This window comes from Nonomuraea sp. CA-143628 (assembly GCF_050942315.1).
Classification (GTDB): Bacteria; Actinomycetota; Actinomycetes; order Streptosporangiales; family Streptosporangiaceae; genus Nonomuraea.
Map to the genome: position 1 here is coordinate 53,196 of NZ_CP192072.1, position 20,361 is coordinate 73,556.

At 70.1% G+C, this 20,361-nt stretch carries 23 protein-coding genes and 1 tRNA gene; 11 read left to right on the plus strand and 13 right to left on the minus strand.

The features are described 5' to 3' along the window. Positions 1-10: 10 nt before the first annotated feature. The 4 genes from ACQP2T_RS00230 to ACQP2T_RS00245 all read right to left on the minus strand — a co-directional run bounded on the left by ACQP2T_RS00230 (position 11) and on the right by ACQP2T_RS00245 (position 2,650). Entirely contained in the window at positions 11-298 is a 288-nt protein-coding gene (locus tag ACQP2T_RS00230) for a hypothetical protein (RefSeq protein WP_433514176.1), read from the minus strand. A 98-nt stretch (positions 299-396) separates the two neighbouring features. Beyond that, positions 397-1,494 carry a Dyp-type peroxidase gene (locus tag ACQP2T_RS00235; protein ID WP_433514177.1) on the minus strand — a complete coding sequence of 366 codons (1,098 nt, stop codon included), beginning with the start codon at positions 1,492-1,494 and terminating at the stop codon, positions 397-399. Beyond that, entirely contained in the window at positions 1,491-2,018 is a 528-nt protein-coding gene (locus ACQP2T_RS00240; RefSeq protein ID WP_433514178.1) for a copper chaperone PCu(A)C, read from the minus strand. Before ACQP2T_RS00240 ends, ACQP2T_RS00235 begins: the two co-directional genes overlap by 4 nt. A gap of 89 nt (positions 2,019-2,107) precedes the next feature. Next, entirely contained in the window at positions 2,108-2,650 is a 543-nt protein-coding gene (locus ACQP2T_RS00245) for an MFS transporter (RefSeq protein ID WP_433514179.1), read from the minus strand. 107 nt (positions 2,651-2,757) lie between these two features. On the opposite strand from ACQP2T_RS00245, the gene ACQP2T_RS00250 reads away from it, so the two are divergent. The 3 genes from ACQP2T_RS00250 to ACQP2T_RS00260 are packed head-to-tail and all read left to right on the plus strand — an operon-like array spanning position 2,758 to position 4,496. Next, entirely contained in the window at positions 2,758-3,354 is a 597-nt protein-coding gene (locus ACQP2T_RS00250) for a TetR/AcrR family transcriptional regulator (RefSeq protein ID WP_433514180.1), read from the plus strand. Next, positions 3,351-3,725: a VOC family protein gene (locus ACQP2T_RS00255; RefSeq protein WP_433514181.1), complete on the plus strand. Its 375-nt coding sequence runs from the start codon at positions 3,351-3,353 to the stop codon at positions 3,723-3,725. The genes ACQP2T_RS00250 and ACQP2T_RS00255 overlap by 4 nt, the downstream gene beginning before the upstream one ends. Before the next feature lie 42 nt (positions 3,726-3,767). After that, the gene (locus ACQP2T_RS00260) at positions 3,768-4,496 is read left to right on the plus strand and encodes a hypothetical protein (RefSeq protein WP_433514182.1); all 729 of its coding nucleotides are present in this window, start codon (positions 3,768-3,770) and stop codon (positions 4,494-4,496) included. Positions 4,497-4,586: 90 nt separating this feature from the next. Here ACQP2T_RS00260 and ACQP2T_RS00265 read toward each other — a convergent pair whose 3' ends face one another. Genes ACQP2T_RS00265 through ACQP2T_RS00275 form a run of 3 tightly spaced genes read right to left on the minus strand, consistent with a single transcriptional unit; the run spans position 4,587 to position 10,728 of the window. Then, entirely contained in the window at positions 4,587-7,178 is a 2,592-nt protein-coding gene (locus ACQP2T_RS00265) for a LuxR C-terminal-related transcriptional regulator (RefSeq protein ID WP_433514183.1), read from the minus strand. Positions 7,179-7,226: 48 nt separating this feature from the next. Next, entirely contained in the window at positions 7,227-7,388 is a 162-nt protein-coding gene (locus ACQP2T_RS00270) for a hypothetical protein (RefSeq protein ID WP_358430534.1), read from the minus strand. A gap of 46 nt (positions 7,389-7,434) precedes the next feature. Beyond that, on the minus strand, positions 7,435-10,728 hold the full coding sequence (locus ACQP2T_RS00275; protein ID WP_433514184.1) for a BTAD domain-containing putative transcriptional regulator: 3,294 nt from the start codon (positions 10,726-10,728) through the stop codon (positions 7,435-7,437). A 113-nt stretch (positions 10,729-10,841) separates the two neighbouring features. On the opposite strand from ACQP2T_RS00275, the gene ACQP2T_RS00280 reads away from it, so the two are divergent. Next, positions 10,842-11,360, plus strand: a complete 519-nt coding sequence (locus ACQP2T_RS00280; protein WP_358534255.1) for a universal stress protein — start codon at positions 10,842-10,844, stop codon at positions 11,358-11,360. Positions 11,361-11,663: 303 nt separating this feature from the next. On the opposite strand, the gene ACQP2T_RS00285 is transcribed toward ACQP2T_RS00280, so the two are convergent. Beyond that, entirely contained in the window at positions 11,664-13,034 is a 1,371-nt protein-coding gene (locus tag ACQP2T_RS00285; protein ID WP_433514185.1) for a PLP-dependent aminotransferase family protein, read from the minus strand. 67 nt (positions 13,035-13,101) lie between these two features. On the opposite strand from ACQP2T_RS00285, the gene ACQP2T_RS00290 reads away from it, so the two are divergent. From ACQP2T_RS00290 to ACQP2T_RS00310, 5 genes are all read left to right on the plus strand, one after another. Further along, complete coding sequence (locus ACQP2T_RS00290; RefSeq protein ID WP_433514186.1) at positions 13,102-13,551, plus strand: carboxymuconolactone decarboxylase family protein; 450 nt, start codon at positions 13,102-13,104, stop codon at positions 13,549-13,551. Between the two features lie 38 nt (positions 13,552-13,589). Beyond that, positions 13,590-14,843, plus strand: a complete 1,254-nt coding sequence (locus ACQP2T_RS00295) for an MFS transporter (RefSeq protein WP_433514187.1) — start codon at positions 13,590-13,592, stop codon at positions 14,841-14,843. A gap of 186 nt (positions 14,844-15,029) precedes the next feature. After that, entirely contained in the window at positions 15,030-15,149 is a 120-nt protein-coding gene (locus ACQP2T_RS00300) for a DLW-39 family protein (protein WP_214635294.1), read from the plus strand. Between the two features lie 16 nt (positions 15,150-15,165). Beyond that, a complete protein-coding gene (locus tag ACQP2T_RS00305; RefSeq protein WP_433514188.1) occupies positions 15,166-15,894 on the plus strand; it encodes an HAD-IA family hydrolase in 729 nt (242 codons plus the stop codon). A gap of 19 nt (positions 15,895-15,913) precedes the next feature. Next, positions 15,914-15,989, plus strand: a tRNA-Ala gene (locus ACQP2T_RS00310). 423 nt (positions 15,990-16,412) lie between these two features. Here ACQP2T_RS00310 and ACQP2T_RS00315 read toward each other — a convergent pair. From ACQP2T_RS00315 to ACQP2T_RS00335, 5 genes are all read right to left on the minus strand, one after another. Beyond that, a complete protein-coding gene (locus tag ACQP2T_RS00315; protein WP_433514189.1) occupies positions 16,413-16,676 on the minus strand; it encodes a hypothetical protein in 264 nt (87 codons plus the stop codon). Beyond that, entirely contained in the window at positions 16,669-17,022 is a 354-nt protein-coding gene (locus tag ACQP2T_RS00320; protein WP_433514190.1) for a DUF6247 family protein, read from the minus strand. Before ACQP2T_RS00320 ends, ACQP2T_RS00315 begins: the two co-directional genes overlap by 8 nt. Before the next feature lie 426 nt (positions 17,023-17,448). Next, positions 17,449-17,634, minus strand: coding sequence for a hypothetical protein (locus tag ACQP2T_RS00325; protein ID WP_433514191.1), 186 nt, complete (start codon positions 17,632-17,634; stop codon positions 17,449-17,451). 52 nt (positions 17,635-17,686) lie between these two features. Continuing rightward, the gene (locus ACQP2T_RS00330) at positions 17,687-18,142 is read right to left on the minus strand and encodes a hypothetical protein (protein ID WP_433514192.1); all 456 of its coding nucleotides are present in this window, start codon (positions 18,140-18,142) and stop codon (positions 17,687-17,689) included. Between the two features lie 616 nt (positions 18,143-18,758). Beyond that, positions 18,759-19,598 carry a S1 RNA-binding domain-containing protein gene (locus ACQP2T_RS00335; protein ID WP_433514193.1) on the minus strand — a complete coding sequence of 280 codons (840 nt, stop codon included), beginning with the start codon at positions 19,596-19,598 and terminating at the stop codon, positions 18,759-18,761. 62 nt (positions 19,599-19,660) lie between these two features. On the opposite strand from ACQP2T_RS00335, the gene ACQP2T_RS00340 reads away from it, so the two are divergent. Both ACQP2T_RS00340 and ACQP2T_RS00345 read left to right on the plus strand, forming a co-directional pair. Continuing rightward, entirely contained in the window at positions 19,661-19,966 is a 306-nt protein-coding gene (locus ACQP2T_RS00340; RefSeq protein WP_433514194.1) for a hypothetical protein, read from the plus strand. A gap of 73 nt (positions 19,967-20,039) precedes the next feature. Next, the gene (locus ACQP2T_RS00345; protein WP_093889710.1) at positions 20,040-20,336 is read left to right on the plus strand and encodes a nucleotidyltransferase family protein; all 297 of its coding nucleotides are present in this window, start codon (positions 20,040-20,042) and stop codon (positions 20,334-20,336) included. The last annotated feature ends 25 nt before the right edge of the window (positions 20,337-20,361 follow it).

Consider the following 20,361-nt stretch of genomic DNA (forward strand, 5'->3'; position numbering starts at 1 on the left):
TAACCGGCTGTCACTCGGCTGCCTCCCACACAGCCTCGAAGGCGGCTCCGGTGATCTCGGTCAGCTCCCAGATCTCCACGGCCTGCTCGGTGAGGAAGCCGTGCTCGTCCTGCAGATGCCGCCACCAGTAGCGGTGCGCGGCGCGGTCGGGTCCGATCTCGATCTGTCTGACCGCCCAGTGCTCGCCTTCGCCCTCTACGGTCTCGAACAGCCATAGGCCGCCGCGCTCGTCGTCGCCGCGCCAGTGGTGGCGCGGCAGGTCCGACTCGGTGAGCTGCTTGATCAGGTCGGGAAGCACGGCTCCACTCTAGGTTGATCGCGAGCCGCCATAGGTAGCCGGTGGGCATGAGGTGCCTGCCCAGCCGGGAGTTCGGCTGAGCAGGCCGGGGGTTCAGCTCAGCTGAGCAGACTGTCTCCGATCCAGCCCTCGGGTGCGCAGCCCGGTGGGATGGCGAAGACGGCCGAGCCGACGGGTGTGATCCACTCGTTCAGCAGGTCGCCCTTGGCCAGGTTGCGCTGGATGGGAACGAACTGCCGGTCGATGTCCGCCTGGTAGGAGGCGAACAGCAGCCCGGAGTCCGATTTTCCGTCCGGTGTGAGCCCTTCGTCGTAGTTGTAGGGACGGCGCAGGATGCGCAGCCCCGGGTCCGTGACGTGGGCCCGCCTGATGTGGGCGTACTCGGAGATGATCGGGAAGCCGAGCTTGTTCACCTGGCTGTAGTCCGCCTCGTCGCGTTCCGCCCGGCCGGTCAGCGGGGCGCCCGTGTCGAGGCGGCGGCCGATCGTGAACTCCCTGGCCACCCGGTCGGCCGCGTCCCATGACTCCAGGCTCATGCGGATGCGCCGCAGCACCAGGGTGGTGCCGCCGCGCAGCCACGCGGGTCCTTGGGAGATCCACACGGCCCGGTCCAGGTCGGCAGGCTGGATCGTACCGTCGACCTGGCCCATCAGGTTGCGCCGCGTCGCGCTCTGGAAGCCGCGCTGGATCCAGCGGACCTTGGCGAACGCGCGGGCGTCCTTGACGATCATCCGCAGCGCGTGGGCGACGGTGACCCCGTCGTCCGCGCAGATCTGCACCAGCAGGTCGCCGCCGCTCCACCGCTTGTCCAGCTTGTCGATCGTGAACGCCGGCAGCGGAGCCACCGGTGACTCCGCCTTGACCGCCGCGAACAGCCCCGGACCGAAGCCGAACGTGATCGTCAGCCGGGCGGCCGTCGCGGCCAGCTCGGGCTCGGTGTCGGCCAGCGCGGGCCGCCCCTGGGTGAGGCGGCGCGCGTCGTCGGTCAGCAGTTGGAGGAGCCGTACGACGGCCTCCTTGTCGCTGTCCGGCGACAGGTCGAGCCCGACGAAGACGGCGTACGCCTGCGGAGGCGTCGCGATCCCGGCCTGGTGGGGCCCATGAAAGGGCTCGACAGTGGCTTGTGCGGGGGCTGCGGTCAGGGCGCCGACGGCCGTCAGAGCGCCGCCGGCGATGAGACCCCGGCGGCTGATCACTTGTGGCCCATGCCGGGCTGGTAGTCCTCCTTGCCACCGGCGAAGTCCTTGCCGATCGCGGTGAACTCCAGCGGTTTGCCGCCCTTGACGGTGAGCGTGAACGGGATCCGGGCGCCCGGCAGCACCTCCTGCGCGACGTCCATCAGCATGATGTGGTCGCCGCCGGGCCGCAGCTCGTGCGTGCCGTGCGCGGGGATGACGAAGCCGCCCTCCTTGGGCCGCATGATCATCTTTCCGCCGGACTCCACGACCTCGTGCAGCTCGATCTTCGGGGACAGCGGCGAGGCGCCGGAGACGATCGTCACCTCGGCGTCGGTGTTGTTGACCAGCGTGCCGAAGGCGGCGCTCATCCCCTTCTTCGCGGTCTTCACCCAGGGGTCGGTGATGGTGATGGCCGCGGCAGGGGACTGCTCGGTGACGGCGGGGGACTGCTTGGCCGGTGCGGCGGCGACCTGCGCGGAGCCGCAGCCCGTGAGCGCGAAGGCCGTGGTGGCGGCGAGCAGCAGGGCATGGCGAGAGAACATGAGGGAATGCCTTTCTCCACCCGGTACGGCACGCCGAAGCGCGCCCTGCCGGGCGTGGTCATCGAAATGAGGGTCCACCGAAATGGGGGTCAGCTGGTTTCGACGACCATTGGCGGACCCCGCCCGGAGACCACGTGCCGCAGCACGGCGGAGCGGAAGACCGGTGGCTCCGCCGTACACGGAGCCGGGAACGGCGCCCGGATGACGGGCAGCAGCACGACCAGCAGTCGTACGGCCAGACGGCGCAGCAGCCCCCAGAGCAGGGCCTCGCCGCGCGCCAGCCACAGGGCGGTCAGCCCGATCGCCCAGCCGTGCGCGACCAGCATGCCGAGACCCGGCACCAGGCCCGAGTGCGCGTGACCGATCGCCGCGATCGGTGAGGCGGCGTGGGCCAGCGAGAACAGCAGGTGCATGACCACCTGGAGGCCGCCGAGCAGCGACAGGATCGCGCCCACGGTCCGCTCGCGCCCCGACAGCAGGAAGGCCGCCGCGAACGACAGCCCCAGCGCGATGCCCATGGCCGGTGCTCCGACCGTGCCGCCGCCGAACGCGTGCGCCGCGACACCCAGCCCGAGGCACACCGCGGCGAAGGCCGAGGTGCGGGCGAGGCGGAAGGGCAGACCGGCGGTCACAGTGCCGTCATCATGCCATGGCCGTTGGCCGCCCCGTGATCAAGCATCGGAGTGAATACTCACTCCGCTATTGACGGAGTGAGTATTCACTCCGTACCGTGGTCCGCATGAGTGAGAAACCAGTCCGGCGCAGGGCGCCGGGAATGAGCCCGGAGGAGCGCCGCGCGATGATCATCGCCGCCGCCCTCCCCCTGGTGGCCGAGTACGGCACCGCCGTCACCACCAGCAAGATCGCCAGAGCGGCGGGCATCGGTGAGGCCACCATCTTCCGGGTGTTCGCCGACAAGGACGAGTTGCTCGACGCCTGCATGGCCGAGGCGATGCGGACCGACCGCGTGGTCAGGGAGCTCGCCTCCATCCCGCTCGACCAACCGCTGGCCGACCGGCTCGCAGAGGCGGCCGACGCGCTCGGCGCGCACCTGGAGCGGATGGGCGCCGTGGCGGGAGCCCTACATTCCAGCGGCCACCGGGGCGGCGAGCGGGGCGGCCGCCCGCAGCCGGGCAGCCGGGAGGCGTCCATGGAGCTGATCGGGGACTCGATCGCCGACCTGCTCGAACCGGACGAGGCGACGCTGCGGCTGCCCGCCGCGCAGGTGAGCAAGGTCTTCCTGGGCCTGCTGTTCACCCGGTCGGCCGTCCTGCCCACCAGCCAGTTGGTCGAGGTGTTCCTGCACGGAGCCGTCGAGGAGAAGGAGTCGGCGTGACTGTATCCCTGAACCACACGATCGTCCCCGCGGCCGACAACAACCGGGAGGCCGACTTCTTCGCCGACATCATGGGGCTGGAGCGCCTGCCGCCCATGGGGGCCCGTGGGCACTTCGCCCCCGTGCGGGTCGACGAGCGGCTCACGCTCGACTACATGACCGTCGAGAATCCTGAGGGGCATCACTTCGGGTTCGACGTCGATCCGGCCACGTTCGACGCGATCCTGGCCCGCATCCAGGAGCGCGGCGTGCCGTACGGGAACCACCCCGCGACCCCCGACAACGGACGGATCGACCACCCGCTCTGCCCGCGCGGGCTGTTCTTCACCGACGCGGTCCGCAACCTTTACGAGATCATGTCGCCCGAGTGAGCGCCCAGCACGACTGCTTCTCCACCGGCATAATGGCGCTCAATGCCGAAATTACATGACCTGGCGGATTATGCGGCGACCATGGGTCCCGTCATCGGCGCGGTCCACGTGAACGTGCATGCCTCGGCTCGCGCGCAGGACGCGGGGCTGCTACCCGGCTTCCTGATCGACCTGCGCTTCACACTCCCCCTCCGCTCGCTGAGCCGCCGCTCGCTCGCCACGATCTACCGGTACGGCGACGCGGCCGAGCTCGACGCCGAGATCCAGGACCACCTGGACCTGGGCATGCTGGAGGAGGACGGCGACGGCGCGCTGCGGGCGACGGCCAAGGCGCTGGCGTTCATCGACGGCCTCTACGCCGTGCACGCCGCCACCACCGAGCGGATCTGGGCGGGCCGCGATCTCAAGACGCTCGCCGACCTGGCCGGACGGGTGATCGGCGCTGCCGGAGCGGATCCCGGTGACGCGCAGGGCGCCACGACGGATCCGGGCGCCTTCGCCGCGATGGCACCGCCGTACGAACCGGCGGGCACACCGGCGGGTGTGCTGCTGTTCAACCGGCTGGCCGCGCTGCGTTACCACCGCGCCGACTCGCACGCCGCCGCCTGGCGGGCCGCCGGCCTCACCGCCGCCGAGATCGTCGTGCTCGGGCCGGGGCCGCTGCGCGACCGGATCGAACGGGAGACCAACCGGCGGGCCGCCGAGCCGTACGGCGCGATCACCGAGCATGAGCGCGCGCTGTTCCACGACGGCCTGCTGGCACTGGTCTAGCGAGTCCCGGCCCGCTCAGAGCGAGCCGGGCAACGCCCGCTCAGAGAGAGGCGAGTAGCGCTCGCTCAGAGCGAGCCGGGCAACGCTAGCTCAGAGGGAGGCGAGTAACCGGCCCACCTCCGCACGGTCGTTGACGCCGAGCTTCTCGTACACGGCCTGCAGGTGGTTCGCGGCCGTCCGGGTGGAGACCGTGAGCCGGGCGGCGATCTGCCGGTTCGTCAGGCCGGCCGCCGCGAGCTGGACGATCTCCCGCTGGCGCGGCGTCAGCTCGGGCGTGGCCAGCTCGACCAGCGCGGGCGTCGACACCCCCGGGCAGCGCCTGGCCAGCGACCACGCCCTGGTCTGCGCCCCCTTGGCCAGAGCGCCCCTGCCCATCGCGCGGTAGGCGGCGGACTCCTGGGCGGTGGCCTCGGCGGCGTACAGGATCATCCCGAGCCGCTCGAACCCGGCCGCCACCGCACGCAGCTCGTCGGGGTCGCCGGTGGCCCGCGCGTGCCGGGCCAGGAGCCCGGCCAGGCGCCCGTCCACCCGTTCGGCCAGCGCGGACAGGCGATCGGCGGCCAGCGCGGGAACCCCAAGCCGCACCAGATCGTGCAGCGCGAACATCAGATGCCCGGACTGCTCCTGCTTCTCCGCGGCGTCGGCCGCCGACAGGCACAGGCGTACCGCCTCGTCCAGGTCCCCGCTGCCCGCCGCCACCCACACCGCGGCCTGCAGCGTCGGATAGCGGGTGAACGCCCATCGGGAGGCGAGCTCCTCTGCCTCGGCCTGTAGGTCGCGCGCTTCCGCCGTCCTGCCCAGCAGCGCCAAAGCGTGCGCCTGCTCGGCCAGGCATCGCCCCCGGTACGGCGAGCGCTCGTACAGCCCGGCGGCATCGTCGCGGCTCCAGCGCACGGCGCCCTCGGCGTCGCCCCGCAGCCTGCTGACCAGCGCGCGGAACGCCCCGAACCCGGAGACCGACAGCTCGGCGGCGGCCAGCTCCATGCCGTAATCGGCGGTGCGTTCCGCCGCGTCCAGCCGCCCGGCGAACGTCTCGGCCGCGCAGCGCGCGTCGAGCATCGTCGGCAGCGCGTGCGGCGTCTCGTCCCCCCAGCCTTCCACTTCGGCCAGGGCCTGCTCGACGACCGCGATGGTGTGCTCGGTCCGTCCCGAGTAGGCGCTGGTCCACGAGTCGAGCGCGGCCAGGTGCGCCGCGCCGCGCACGGTGATCGGCGTGCACGCGCGGGCCCGTTCGAGCGACTCGACGGCTCGGGTGGTGCGCCCCGCCCAGAACTCGGCCACGCCGAGGTAGATGTGCGCCTCCTGCTGCCAGGCCGGGTCGGTGAGCGTACGAGCCGCCTCGCCGAGCACTCGGCACGCCTCGGTGAGCGAGCCCGCCCAGGCGTGGTTGAGGCCCAGGCTGATGGCGTGCTGCGCGCGCTCGCTCTCGGTGACCACCGCCGGTGCCGTCTGCCGCAGCGCCGTCAGCGCGGTGTCGGCGTCACCGAGCACCATGAGCGCCTCGCCGAGCAGCGCGACCGCGGCCACGCTCGGTCCCGCGTCCATCGCCGCCCTGGCCAGCCGCGCGGCCAGGCGGGGATCCTGCCTGGCCCAGGCCAGCCGAGCGGCGACGAGCAGCATGTCCGGATCGGTGGTCGAGCCGCTGTCGAGCCGCCACACGGCCGCGCGCAGCACGTCCTCGCGCCGCCGCAGCCCGCTCGCCTCCAGCGCCTCGGCGAGCATCCGCAGCCGCCGCCGGGTCCGCAGCGTGCCGCAGGCGCCGCGTACCACCTCGCCATAGAGGGGGTGGCCGAGCCGCAGGTGCTCTCGCTGCACGTCGCGTACGGCCACGATCAGCCCGCGGTCCTCGACTCGCTCCACCGCGATCGGCGAGGTGAGCGAGACCAGCAGATCGGTGCCGAGCGGCTCGCCGAACGCCACCAGCTCCAGCACCTCCCGCTCCTCCTGGTCGAGGTGCCCGATCCTGGCGTCGACCAGCTCGCGCAGCCGGGTGGTCATCGACAGCTCGCCCTGCCAGCGCCACTGCCCGTCGGTCTCGGTCAGACATCCCGAGGTACGGCCGGCGTGCAGGACCTCGCGCAGGTAGAGCACGTTCCCCTCGCTGACCCTGGCCAGGTGCCTGACGGTCTGTCCGGCCACCTCCCCGCCGAGCGCCCCCTCCAGCACCTGCCCGACCTCGGCCACGGTCAGGGGCGGCAGTTCGACCCGGCGGAGCAGCTCGTCCTTCCACAGCGCGGCGACCGGCGCGGGCAGCGGCTCACCGCTGCGCACCGTGACCAATAACCTCGCGGCGCCGCTCTCCGCCAGGTGGTGTACCAGCGCGGCCGAGGCCGCGTCGAGCCGGTGCGCGTCGTCCACGCTCACCAGCAGTTCGTCCCGCCCCGCGCTGATGCCTAAGTGCCGTGCGGCCCAGCGCAGCAGGTTCTCCCCGCTGCTGGGCGGTTCGGTCAGCGCGTGGGCGAACGCGCCGAACGGGATCGCCGCCGCCGTCTCCGTACCCAGCGCCCGAACCACCCCGTACCCCTCCAGGCCGGACAGCGCCTGCGCCGCCAGCCTGCTCTTGCCCACCCCCGCGTCTCCGGCGATCATCACGCCCGCCCGCGACCGCAGTGCCTCCCGTACGGTCGCCAGCTGGCCCCCTCGCCCGACGAACGGCCATCTGCTCCCCAGCTGCTCGCTCATCGTGCCTCCTCTCACCCTCGATGATGGTGAGCGAGGTTCGCGGGAGGTTCAAGGCTGATCTCGGGTCAACCCGGCGGCGGAGAGCAGCAGGTCGACGATCGCCTCGCTCCCGCTGAACGGCACCGGTTCGCCACCGACTTCTTCGAGCAGCCCGCGGAGCTGGCCGCCGGACTGCTCAGGCTCGACCAGCCGTACGATGACCGTCCTCATTTCGGCACCATCTCCCCGACCGGTTCAGGCCAGGTTCAGGTGGAGCTCAGGTGGGGTAGGGCGCGGGCTCGACCTCCAGCTCGCGCATCCGCTCGGCGTACAGGGCATAGCGCCGCCGCGCGTCGCCGCGCCGGCCCGCCGAGTCCAGCACCCGCACCAGGCCGAGGTGGGCGCGCTCGTCGTAGCGGTCGCGTTCGAGCAGGCGCAGCCAGTAGCGAGCCGCCTCGTCGTGCCGTCCCTCGCCCGCCCGCGCCGTCGCGAGCCTGGCGGCCGCCCGCACGTACGCCAGCCGCGCCTCCTCCCGCAGCCCCACGGCCCAGTCGGCGTACGGGTCCTCCTCGCAGAAGTCGCCCCCATAGGACGCCTCGGCCTCCGCCCATGTCGCCAGCGCCTCCGCCGCCCGCCCCGCCTGATCCAGTTGCCCGGCCGAGCCCACCAGATCGAGGAAACCCTCCACGTCGACGTCCACGTTCGCCAGATCAAGCCGCAGCGCGCCCTCGTCGGAGACGACGAACTCGTCCGCCGGACGTACATGAGCCGGATCGAGCACCGCCCGCAGCGTCGACACCATCACGTTCAGCCGCTTCAGCCCGACCGCGTCGCCCTGCTGCTCCGGCCAGAGGATCTCCACCAGCCGCTCCCTGCCGATCGCCGCGCCCCGGCGGCTGACCAGGATCTTCAGCAGGTCGCGGGCCTTGCGCGACTGCCAGGCGGTACGCGCGACGGGCACCGCGCCGCGCAGGACTCGGAACGTTCCCATGGTCTCGACCCGCACGCGCGCCTCCGCCACCGGCGTGAACCGGCCGACCAGCGCGTCGATCCTGGCATCGAGCGCCCGGCAGCCGATCGCGTGCATACGGCTTCTGACCTGATGCGCGATCTCCCTGCCGGGCACCGCCTCGCCCAGCGCGGCCCTGACCAGCTCGGCCCTGGCCCGGCCGATCGGATCGCCGAGCGCCGACCACTGCCGTACGGCCTCGTCGGCCAGCCGGGAGTCGCCGTCGAGCTCGGCGCGCAGCTCCACCATCGCGGCCCGCGCCGCGTGGTCCCTGCGGCGCACGGCGGCGGACTCGGCCTCGGCCAGCAGCCCCCTGGCCTCGTCGTACCGTCCGGCGGCCAGCGCGACGCGCGCCGCGACCAGCCTGGCGTCCACCCCGGCGATGCCCTCCGCGTGCTTCAGCGCCCGCGCGGCCACGCGGGCCGCCTCGTCGGGATCGTCGTCCGTGAGCAGGACGGCCAGCTTGTTCAGGGCGTTGGACAGCTCCTGGACCTCGCCGGACCCGCCGGCGTCGGCGATGATCCGCCGATAGATGGCCATCGCCGACCTGCGGTCGCCGCGCAGCACCTGGATGTCGGCCAGCCGGATCAGCCCATAGCCGACGAACCGCGACCCCATCGCCTCCCACCTGGCCGCCGCGTCCGCGGCGTCGATCGCCGCCTCCTCCAGCCGGCCGAGCCCGATCAGCGCCTTGGCCCGGTTGGCGATGTTGAGTGCGGCGTACGGGGCGAACGACACCAGATCCGACAGCCTGGCCGCGATCTCGACCTCCGCCAGCGCCCTGGTGTAGGCGGCCTCGTCGAGGTGACAGGAGGCGCGATTGGCCCGGATGCGGATGAGCTGGACGACGTCCCCGGCCCGCTCGGCGTACTCCAGCGCGCGCAGGTAATAGGCGTCGTTGGCCCGCCGGTCGCCGTCGAGCGAGGCGAGCATGGCCTGCACGGTGTTGGCCGCGGCCAGGGCGCCCGGATCGCCCAGAGCGCTGGCCAGCTCCAGCGCCCGATCCGCCAGCTCGGCGCAGCCCGCCCGGTCGCCCTTCAGCCAGAGCACCGACGCGGTGGAGGCCGCGCACATCGCCGCGTCGGCCGGCGGCAGCCCGTACTCGAAGCCCTTGGTGTAGATGGCGATGGCCGAGTCGAGATCGCCGCGCAGATGGTCGATGAGGCCGAGCCTGCGGGCCAGGAACGCGTCGAACACCGAGGTCGCGGCCGCGCGGGCGAGCAGGTCGCGCGCCCGGGTCCAGTCGCCGCGGTTCTGCTCCGCGATGCCCGCCAGCCGCTGCATCGCCGGTGCCTGCCTGACCGGCTCGGGCAGCAGGGCGAGCGCCGCCACCACGTCGTCGCCGCGCTCGGCCAGGCGCAGGCCGTGCGTGCCGAGCAGCGAGGTGACGAGCGTGCTGTGCCGGGTGGCGACCGCGGCGCGCAGGGCCAGCTCGGGCTGGTCGTGCTCGACGTACCACCGGGCGGCGACGGCGGCCGTGTCGTGGGCCTCGTGCCGGTCGAGCGGCGCGTGCGCGGCCAGTACGTGGGCGCTGGTGGCGGTCAGCCGGTATCCGCTGGGCAGCCTGTGTCCGTCGGCTGTGGGGTGGGCGCTCGGCCCGTGTCCGTCGGTTGTGCGCTGAGTGCCCGTCGAGGTGGCCCGGTGTCCGTCGTGACCGGCCTCCAGGAACAGGCCCCGGCTGGTCAGCGAGGCCAGCGTGTCGGGCGGGGCGCCGAGTGCGGCGGCGAGGTCGTCGGTGAGCACGGGCAGCACGGTCGCCGCCCGCAGCAGCTCGCGCATCGTCGCGGGCAGGTCGTCGAACGCCGACAGCGTGAGCCGCTCCAGCGTGGCGGAGGTGGCGGCCAGGCCCGCGGCCGTACCCGGCCAGGCGGCCGGATCGGTGCGGGCGAGCGCGTCGAGCGCGGCCCGCACCGCGGCCGGCCAGCCGCCGCAGGCATCGTGCAGTGTGGCGGCGATCGCCGTCCCCGGCTCGCCCAGCCGCTCGCGCGCCCAGGCCGTGGTCTCGCCGATCGTGAGCGCGAGGTCGGTCGCGTCGAGGTCGAGCACCTCATGGTCCTGGCGGAGGCGGGCGGTGGGGAACGGCAGCGGCGCCCGCGAGGCGGTGACCACGTGCAGGTGGCGCGGGGCCGCTCGGACCAGCGTCTCGACATAGCGTACGGAGCCGGCCGCGCCGACGATCGTCTCGATGCCGTCGAAGACCAAGGCGAGTCCCCGGCGCAGCCGCCCCGACAGCGCCTCGGCCAGCGCGCCCGCCAGCGCCGCCGCCCTGGACAGCTCGTCGGCGTCCGGCCCGAGCGGGGACTCGGCGGCGGCGGCGAGCTCGACGGGCAGGTCCGGAACCACCTCCGCGAGGGCCGCGACCAGCGCGCCGGCCAGCGTGGTGAGGTCGCGATCGGCGGGCCCCAGCCGGTGGAGCACCGCGCCGACCGCCTCACTCCAACTCGTCAGAGCGATCGACTTGCCGTAGCCCGTGGTGGCCACCAAAGTGGTGAGCCTGTGCGTCAGCGCCCCGTCGAGCCGCCGGTCGAGGGCGGGACGGGGTTGCACCCACCCACGTTCCACCCACGCATGCTACGCCGGGGATCGCGAACGACTCCAGAGTTCGCAAAGTGCCACCTCCCGGTAACCGGGCCGGAGGCGCACTATGGTCGAGTACCTCTTCGAGGAGGGTCGCGGTGGATCAGGACCTGCCCGGCGGAGCGAGGCTGATCGTGGGGGTGGACGAGTCCCCGGCCTCGCGCTGGGCACTGGCGTGGGCCATCGGGGCCGCGCGGCTGCATCGGATGGCGCTGATCGCCGTCCACGTCAGCCGGGCCCCGGTACACCCCTTCCCCGAGGCGCTGCCCGTGCAGCACGCCATGAAGGCGGGGGAGGAGGCGCGGTGCAACGAGGTGATCGCGGGCGTGTTCGACGACGTGGCCGGTGGGCTGCCCGCCGACCTCACCACAGCGGTGGTCGGCCGGGTCGGTGATCCCGGCTATCACCTCGTCGACCTGGCCCGTGAGGGTGATCTGCTGGTGCTGGGGCGGGGCAAGCGGGGGATGATCAGCCGGTTGTTCCTGCCTTCTACGAGCATGTACTGCGCTCGGCACGCCAAGACTACGGTGGTGATCGTTCGGCAGCCGACACCGCCGGACGAGCCGCATCTGCCGGGGGAGCGTACGCGACGGTTCTGGAGCCGCAAGCACATCTAGTGGGGTCGGGCGTCCGTTCTTCCTCTCCCTAGGACCCCCGGATCTCTGGACTCCCGGACCTCCCGGATCCCCGATCCTTCGGGTCTTCGCCCCCCGGGTCTTCGTCTCTCGCTCCCCGGATCCCCCGGATGCCGGGTCCCCGGACCTCCCGGACCTCCCCGACCCCCCGGGGCTCTCGACCCACCCGGATCCCGGTCCTCGCCCCCGAGTCCTTGACCCCCCGGGTCCCTCGATCCCCCGAAGGGGGTATCTCCCAATAAGGACCCCAGCTACCACAGACCGTCACAGGGATCGAGACGGTCGTTAGACCAGGGCTTCCTTCAGGACGTTCAAGCCCCCGGGGATCTCGGTTTGCCGGATCGCGCCGTACCCCAGAACCAGGCCCTGCTGGGCGGGCCTCTCACCGCAGTAGGCGTCGAGCCGTTCCAGCGCGAGCCGAGGCGCCGGACGTACGGACACCCCGGGGGAGAAGCGAGCGCACAGGTGCAGCCCCGCGACCGAGGGGACCAGACGCAGGCGGTCGTCACCGGAGAGGGCGTCGACGACGAGGGCGTGCCGGGCGGCGTACTCGCGGGTGGCCTTCCTGATGTGCCTGGCCAGCAGGCCCTCGTCGATGAAGCGGGCCAGCGCGGCCTGCGTGGACAGCTCGCCGTGGCAGTCGCTCAGCTGCCTGGCGGCGCGCAGCGCGGGCATGAGCGAAGCGGGGGCCACCAGGAAGCCGAGGCGCAGCATGGGCAGCAGCGTCTTGGAGAACGAGCCGACATAGATGACCCGCCCCGCCCGGTCGAGGCTCTGGAGCGGCTCCAGCGGCCGGTCGCCGAAGCGGAACTCACTGTCGTAGTCGTCCTCGACGATCACGCCGCGCCGCCGCTCCGCCCAGGCCAGCAGCGCGGCGCGGCGAGCCAGCGACATCGGGGTGCCGAGCGGGAACTGGTGGGACGGGGTGACGTACACCAGCCCGACGGTTTTGGGGATGGCGGTGACGTCGATGCCCTCGCCGTCCACCGGGATTCCGACCACGCGGGCGCCCAGTGAGCGGAACAGCCGGCGCGCGGGCGGGTAGCCCGGCTCCTCGACCGCCACGCAGGCGCCGGGGTCGATGAGCACCCGGCCGATGAGGTCGAGCGCCTGCTGGGCGCCGTTGGTGATCAGGACGTCGTCGGCGCCGGCTCGTACGGAGCGGCTGATCCCTATATGTCGCGCGATGGCGTCCCTTAGGGCTTCATGGCCGGAAGGGTCGGCATATCCGGCGAGGCTGGTACGGAGCTCACGAGCCACCAGCCTGCGCCACGTCTCCATCGGGAACAGCCGGGGATCGGGCACGCCCACGCGGAAGTCGTACTCGTGGGTGGAAGCCGGCGCGTCGGCGGCCACGGACCGCCAGATGGCGCGGGGCCGTACGACGCCCTGGGGCGCCGACCTGGTGGCGCGTACCCGCTCCGCCGAGACGAACGTGCCCGCGCCCGCCCGGCCGACAAGGAAGCCGTCGGCCACCAGCCGGTCGTAGGCGACCGCGACCGTGTTCCGGGAGATCTCCAGCCGTCTGGCCAGCTCGCGGGTCGGCGGCAGGCGTTCGCCCGATCTGAGCCGGCCGTCGAGGATCGCGTCCAGCAGCTGCCGGTAGACCTGTGCGGCCAGGTCACCCCGACCATGAAGGCTTACATGGACATCCATCTTGGCCCAATCATTTGCCCAAAAATTGGATCTTATATCGGGACAAGGTGGGGCTTAAGTTGGGCCCATGACACAGCGCATGAATCTCGGCGAACTAGCCGGAGAAGCCTACAAAGCCATGGCCGGCCTCGACCGGTACGTCCGGCACAGCACCCTGCCCGCACCCCTGCTGGAGCTGGTACGCCTGCGCGCCAGCCAGATCAACGGCTGCGTCTACTGCGTGGACATGCACAGCGGCGACGCCAAGCAGGCGGGCGAGAGCGACGCCAGGCTGCACGCCGTGGCCGTTTGGCAGGAGGCCCCCTTCTTCACCGACCAGGAACGCGCCGCCCTGGCCTTCACCGAGGCCGCCACCAGGCTCTCGACCGACGACATCACCGACGAGATCTGGCAGCGGGCCGCCGAACACTTCGACGACCAGGAACTCGCCGCCCTGGTGGTGGCCGTCGCCACGATCAACGCCTGGAACCGGATGGGCGTGGCCACCCGCATGACCCCCGAGTCGTACAAGGGCTGACCGCCGGTGCCACTCCTACCGCGACGGGACCTGCGACGATGACTACTCCGGAACCCACTCCGGAACCCACTCCGGGACCCATAACGGCAAGCAGGCGGTCGAGCTGGGGGTCGAGCAGAGGGCTCCTCGTACAGGCGCAGCTGGCGAACTCGATCGGCGACGGCGCCTACCTGGTCACCTCGGCGCTCTATTTCGCCAGGATCGTCGGCCTGTCGGCGACGGAGATCGGCTTAGGGCTCACGCTGGGCTGGGCCGTCGGCACCGTCGCGGGCGTTCCCCTCGGCCACCTCGCCGACCGTCGCGGGCCGCGCGGAGTGGCCGTCCTCCTGGCCCTGACGACCGCTGCCGCGGTCATGTCGTTCCTGTTCGTGCGGTCGTTCGCGCTGTTCGTCCTGGCCGCCTGCCTGTACGGCACCGCGCAGACCGGCCTGTCCGCGGCCCGCCAGGCGCTGCTGGCCGGACTGATCGAACCGGACAAGCGCACCGAGGTCCGGGCCGTACTCCAGTCCACGATCAACGGCGGCCTCGCGGTGGGCGCCGCTCTGGGTGGGTTCGCGCTGCATGTGGACACTCGGGAGGCGTACCTGGCCGTGTTCGCGGTGGACGCCGTCAGCTTCCTGATCGCCGCCCTCCTGCTGCTCCGGCTGCCCGCTCTCGCCCCGGTCCCCGCTGCCGCCGGGCCGAAACTGGCCGTGCTCAGGGACCGGCCGTACGCGGTGATCACGCTGATCAACGCGGTCATGCTCTTCTACATGCCGCTGCTCAGCCTGATCGTCCCCCTCTGGATCGTCCAGCGCACCACGGCACCGACCTGGCTGGTCTCGGCCCTGCTCCTGGTCAACACGATGAGCGTGCTGCTCTTCCAGGTACGGATCGCGCGGCGGGTCAGGGGCCTCGCCGACGCCTCCCGATCGGTGCGGTACGCGGGCCTGGTCATGCTGGCGGCCTGCGCGGTGTTCGCGATGTCGGCCATCGGCTCGTCGGCCTGGCTCGCCGGGCTGATCCTGCTCGCCGCGGCCGGGCTCCAGGCGTACGGCGAGATGCTGCTCGGGGCGGGCGCCTGGGAGATCGGCTTCGCCCTGGCTCCGGCGGACAAGCAGGGCCAGTACCAGGGCTTCTTCGGGACCGGGATGGCGGTGGCCAGGATGCTCGGCCCGGTCGTCCTCACCACCCTCGTCATCGGCGGAGGCACGCTGGGGTGGCTGCTGGTCGGCGGCCTGTTCGTGGCGGCCGGCGCCGCGATGGGCCCGGCCGTGAGCTGGGCCACCCGCAACCGCTACGGTTTGACATGATCTACCTGGTGTCCGAGATGGGACGGGATAACCGGCCCCACCTGGGGTTGTTCATTCGTTCTTTGCACATCCGGTACATCTGGTTCGTGCACAACACAAGGACCGCAGCCATCCCTTGCTAGGCTGCATGTCAACCGTTGGGTCTCACCCCGGCAGGTGAGGCCGTCGAAGAAGTGGGGTCACACCGTGAAGAAGCTTGTCGTTCTGGCGCTGATCGCCCTTGGGGGGCTGCTGGTCTGGCGCAAGGTGCAGGCCGACCGCGCCGAGCTCGATCTCTGGACCGAGGCCACCGGCAGCGAGAACTAACCGACCTGGCGAGGCGATGAATGACGTCGTCCAGATAAAGCTGGCGTGCCTGGACCTGGCCGGCACAACAGTCGGTGACATCGCCATGGTCGAGCGGGCTTTCGCCGAGGCGATAGCCACTCAGGGCATCGTCCCCGGGACCGGCGCGTACGCGCGTGCCATGGTGCACGTGCACCGGTCCCGGGGCTGCCCGAAGATCGATGTCTTCCGAGGGATCTTCCCCGGCAACGAGGCCCAGGCTCAGGCGGCGAACCTGACGTTCGAGCGCTCATACGAGGGTGCGCTCGACCGAGCAGGTCTCGTTCCCATGCCCGGAGTCATCGAGGTCCTCGACAAGCTCCGCGGCTCCGGCCTGAAACTGGCCCTGATCACCGGCTTCAGCCGCGTCACCCTGAGCCGCGTCCTCAGCGTCCTCGGCTGGCACGACAAGATCGACCTCGCCATCTGCCCCGAAGACGTCGGCGGCCGCGGCCGCCCCTGGCCCGACATGGTCCTGCACGCCATCCTCCGCCTCGGCATCGAGGACGTACGACAGGTGGCGGTCATCGGCGACTCGGAAAGCGACATGCTCTGCGGCCGCCGAGCCGGCGCCTCGATCGTGGCCGGCGTGATGACCGGCGTCCACAGCCGGGAGCGACTCCTCAAGGGCGGCGCCACCCACATCCTGGACTCGATCGCCGACTTCCCTGGCTTGATCTTGAGCGAAGACCCGAGTAGGCAGCAGATGGGTGTCGGAGGCCGGTAAGCTATCTTCGTCACGTCGAGGGGCCTTAGCTCAGTTGGCAGAGCGCCTGCTTTGCAAGCAGGAAGTCAGGAGTTCGAATCTCCTAGGCTCCACCATTTCCTTCGGGTAGGTGGGCTGGGTGACACCCACCCGTTGCCCATCTGGGTGGTTGGCCGTGGGAGCCCGCCCCGAGCGGTCCTCGCTATCGCTCGGGCTGTTCTTCCTGGGGCGCCTTCGGCGCACAACGGGCTTCGCAAGGGGGCGCTTCGCGCTGGGGGTTCAGGCGCTGCTTCCAGTCGGGCCGGAGCCCCGACCCCTGGAGGACTTCGCTCCGCTCAGACGCCTTATTTTCTTGACACGCAGGCTCCGCCTGCGCGTTCAACGTGGCCGTTCATATGGAGTGAGCTGGAAGGTGCCTCCTGGCGCTGCGGTCCCAGTTCCAGGAAAGCCAAACTTGGTAGGTCAAGTGACTAGATGACAGTGGTCTAAAAACTGACTGACAGACGCTGCCACTCGTCATCATTTGCCACAATCACGCGTCACTCTATCCAGGTAACGCGAACGATCAGCGCAAGGCGCAGATGCTCCGCGACGATGAAGTGGAGGAATCCGCGGCCGCCGAACAGATCGAGCGTTCGAAGACCTCCCCCAAGCAACGGGCCTCTACCGGCGCGGACCGCATCCCTCCCGAGAACTGCGAGTTGGTCAGCAAGCCGCTCAACCTCAAGGATGACTGTCGGCGGGAGCCCGGCAATGACATGCTCGGCGTCGGGGTTGTACTCCCAGGTCCAGGCGTCACTCACCGACGACCTCTCGGCGCGCGGATGCCGTGATCTCATTGATTTCGGCCAAGGCTGAGTCCAGCTTGACTCTGTCGGTCGCGGTGGCGACCTCTGTCTCCAACGCGTGCAGGCGGGCCGCTCGGGCGGGATAGCGCTGAATCGCCACGAACTCACCCCATTGCTGCAAGAAGTTCTGCAGAGGTGCCACCGTGCTCTGTCGCGCCGCCTGCTCTGTCGCCTGGTCGAGGTGGTCGACAAACTGGCTGAGGTAGGCCGGAGCGATCTGAGCAACTGCTGCCCTGAGGGCGGCGGTGGTCAGTGGCGGCTGAGGGATCAGCGACTCGTTGTCTTGATGCGGGGTGGACATCGTTGACCTCCAAGCTGTTACACCTCCACGCTACCGATACAACTGAACCCTTATCCACCTTGGAAGCGCAGGTCAAAAGCCCTGTGTCGGGCGGCTGGCGTCCTCGTGTCGCTGGCGGCGTATTCCGGAGCGCGTAATCGTCAGGATAGACCTCTGCTGGATGTCGAGTCCGGTCTTCGGCTCAGGCGTCACCACTGTGCCGCCGGACGATCGGCGCCCGGAAGTCATGACTTGTCGTCCGTTCGTACGGTGGGGCGCTCCGTCTGGGACCTGTAGCCCTGGCTCGCTCTCCATGCGGATGGGTCGATGGCAGATGGGATGATCAGGCGGGCGGGTGCACGCCTCGCATGGAAGCGACCAGGTAACAGACATGAACGTCGTGCCATTAGTGTGCCATTAAGGGCGGCCAACAGTGGTCAGTCACGGTCACTCGCGCCGCGCCGCCGTACAGCGGCCAGTCGCTTGCCTGCCGCCCGGGCGTGCGGCCTGGAGGCCGGTCCCGGGGCGGCGGCAGGCGCACGACTTGGCCCGCTGCTGGAGCGTCTTCTTGAACTCCTCCGCGATCCGTGGGACGCGGTCGCGGAGCGTCCCGGTCAGTCCGCGGTGAGACACGCAGGGCCTCGACCAGGCGGGCCGTGTGCTCTCCGCGGACCTGGTCGTCCGATCAGTCGTGCAGTTTCTCCACCGGCACCGTCTCATCGGCTGGCGGCGGCTTGACGCGCGCCTTCATCCCCCAGTTAGACAGGCGGAGGTCATCCACGAAGGCGTAATACCGGTCGTCGCCGGCGGATCTGTCGAGGCTGTCGTTCGGCTCGCGCCAGGAACTCCACACTCTACGGACGAGTTGGTCGCCACCGATCCACAACCGCCAGGACACCTTCCAGGTGCCGTACTTGCCAGTGGGCTTGCTTCGGAAGCCGATGCGCAGGCCGGGTTTCGCCTTGTCCAGCTGCGCGAAGGTGATGCTGCCCTGGTAGAGGGTGGTGCGCACCCCGTCGTACACGCCTGCGGGTCGCCTGCCCGTTGTCGTGGCCAGCACCGCTCTGAGCGTGGCCTGGTCGGCGAGGTCTACGAAGCCGGACTTCAGCACGAGCCGGCATGGCGGCCAGTCGTAGGACACCCAGGTCTTCCCCGGCGGCAGGGGGTCTTCAGGGTCACGCTTGACGTACGACTCGTAGCCGCGCTTCCCGACGCAGATGTTGCGAGTACCGCGAAGACCCAGGTTGGGTTCTTCATGTCCGTCGCCACGATCTTGCCCTTGCCGAACCCCACGATGCCGCGCACCGGCTTGACGGAAGGCCAACTGCCGAACGAGAGCATCCGGGAATGCTCGACGACCTTCACCCCATGGCCGGGGACGAGCTGGCGCTGGATGGCGCCGGCCGGATCCATCTCGGCGTCGGCATGCACGGCCTGACCTGCGGTCACCGTGGCTACTGACACCAGGAGAACCGTCGCAACCATCCGTTGCTTCTTCACGTACGGATCGTCGCAGCGGCAGATCTCATCATGATCACACGTGCCGGACCGTTGGAGCGCCGTCAGAAACGGCAGTAGAGCGTGGTGGAATCGTCGAAGGCGCCGCATAGTGTCGGGAGTGATCGAAGCTCCAGGCTTCGTCCCTCAGCCCTGGCTCACCAGATAGCGGACTCCTGTTTGTGCGTACTCCACGTGTTCGATGAGGTCGGCGCGCTCGCATCGGTCCCGGAGCGTGCTGCCCCCGGGGCCAGGTGCCATCAAGGCGTCAGAGGATCAGCCTCAGCCTTCTTTCGGGAGAGGAGCAATCGGCGGGCGTCGCGATCCAAGCTGATGATGGTCACCTTGAGGCGGTCGCCAACCTCAACGACCTGCTCGGGAGCCTCGACAGGCATAGAGACGAGCTCGTCCAAGGGCACCAGGCCCTCGATGCCTTCTACGAGTCTGACGAAGACTCCGAACGGGACGAGCTTGGTCACGGTTCCGCAGAACTCCTGTCCCTCGCGAGCCCCATCGGCGAACTCCTGGAAAGGATCAGGCTGAAGTGCGCGAAGGGAGAGCCTGGCTTCGCCCTCTACGGTATCGAAGCAGAGAACGGAACAGGTGACTCGCTGCCCTACCTCGATGACCGCAGAGAGCTCATCGAAATGGCGCCAGGACAGCTCGGGGATCGTGATGAAACCTACTCCTGGATAGACGGGATGCGGCGGCCCATCATCCAGCGCCACGAACACACCGAACCGCTGCACGTCTGCCACTTCGCCGCTGAGCACCTCGCCAGGGCGGAGTCCTTTCAAAAATGCCCAGAGTACGGGATTCTCGGTCGCGGCCAGGGAAAGATCGATCATTCCCTGTTCCTCATCGACGGCGACCACTTCGGCGGTGACGCGCTGGCCGACCTGTCTGGCCTCATCCGACCGGTGACGCCAGGAGAAGTCCAAAGGCCCGATGTTCGCCGATGCCAGACCCAGACGTCCGTCGAGCCTTACCGCAGCCCCGTGAGGACGTCCCACATGTGTGATCGTCCCCGAGACGATGTCGCCGACCTGAACCACCCTCAAGATTTCAACTATGTCTTGATCGCCCGTCGGCCTGTCCACACTGCTCACCCTGTCATAACGGGCCCGGTCCCTGTGGATCACTTCATGAGGTAATGGATCACATGAGTTACTTCATGTACGACTTGATGGGCGAGACGCACGACGAGCCTGATGCGGAGGCGATGCGGCGGGTTCTGGATGGTCTGGCCGAGGCGGACGACGAGCATCCTGATGTGTCGTTGTCGCATGAGAGCGGGTGGTGTCTCAGCGCGTTCACCGGCGGCCTGCTGGTGTGGGAGAACACTGACAATGGCTCGCCGGCCCCCGGGAAGATGCACAAGGTCAGCCGCGAGGAGGTGCTGCGACTCTTCGGCCTACTCGCGGCGGGCGACATCACTACGGTCGAGGAGCAGCCCTGGCAAAGGTAGCCGGCCGAACTCGCTTGGGGCCGAATCGTGCGGCGTCGCAGTTGAGGTGGCATCTTGGGAACCAGGAGGTGCCATGAGTGTTGACTTCACGACCGTTTACGCGCAGTTGGTCAAGCTGTGCGAGAGATACGGGATTGCCGAGTTGGCTGTTTTCGGCTCGGTTGCTCGTGGCGAGGACGGAGACGGCAGTGACATCGACCTCCTCTATGTTCTGAAGCCTGACAGCAACATCGGGCTTGAGTTCTTCGCGTTCCAGGAGGAACTGGAAGATCTGCTGGGCCGTAAGGTCGATGTGGTCTCCAAGGAAGGTCTCCACTGGGTCATCCGTGACCAGGTTCTTACCGACGCCCGGGTGCTGTATGCAGCGTGAGGGCCTGTATCTGGTGTCGCGGCCC

Bases quoted from the DNA above. Each gene is read 5' to 3' on its own strand.
- ACQP2T_RS00240 (WP_433514178.1), bottom strand. From the start codon at position 2,018: ATGTTCTCTCGCCATGCCCTGCTGCTCGCCGCCACCACGGCCTTCGCG.
- ACQP2T_RS00250 (WP_433514180.1), top strand. From the start codon at position 2,758: ATGAGTGAGAAACCAGTCCGGCGCAGGGCGCCGGGAATGAGCCCGGAG.
- ACQP2T_RS00260 (WP_433514182.1), top strand. From the start codon at position 3,768: ATGCCGAAATTACATGACCTGGCGGATTATGCGGCGACCATGGGTCCC.
- ACQP2T_RS00265 (WP_433514183.1), bottom strand. From the start codon at position 7,178: ATGAGCGAGCAGCTGGGGAGCAGATGGCCGTTCGTCGGGCGAGGGGGC.
- ACQP2T_RS00270 (WP_358430534.1), bottom strand. From the start codon at position 7,388: ATGAGGACGGTCATCGTACGGCTGGTCGAGCCTGAGCAGTCCGGCGGC.
- ACQP2T_RS00285 (WP_433514185.1), bottom strand. From the start codon at position 13,034: ATGGATGTCCATGTAAGCCTTCATGGTCGGGGTGACCTGGCCGCACAG.
- ACQP2T_RS00290 (WP_433514186.1), top strand. From the start codon at position 13,102: ATGACACAGCGCATGAATCTCGGCGAACTAGCCGGAGAAGCCTACAAA.
- ACQP2T_RS00295 (WP_433514187.1), top strand. From the start codon at position 13,590: ATGACTACTCCGGAACCCACTCCGGAACCCACTCCGGGACCCATAACG.
- ACQP2T_RS00305 (WP_433514188.1), top strand. From the start codon at position 15,166: ATGAATGACGTCGTCCAGATAAAGCTGGCGTGCCTGGACCTGGCCGGC.
- ACQP2T_RS00320 (WP_433514190.1), bottom strand. From the start codon at position 17,022: ATGTCCACCCCGCATCAAGACAACGAGTCGCTGATCCCTCAGCCGCCA.
- ACQP2T_RS00340 (WP_433514194.1), top strand. From the start codon at position 19,661: ATGAGTTACTTCATGTACGACTTGATGGGCGAGACGCACGACGAGCCT.
- ACQP2T_RS00345 (WP_093889710.1), top strand. From the start codon at position 20,040: ATGAGTGTTGACTTCACGACCGTTTACGCGCAGTTGGTCAAGCTGTGC.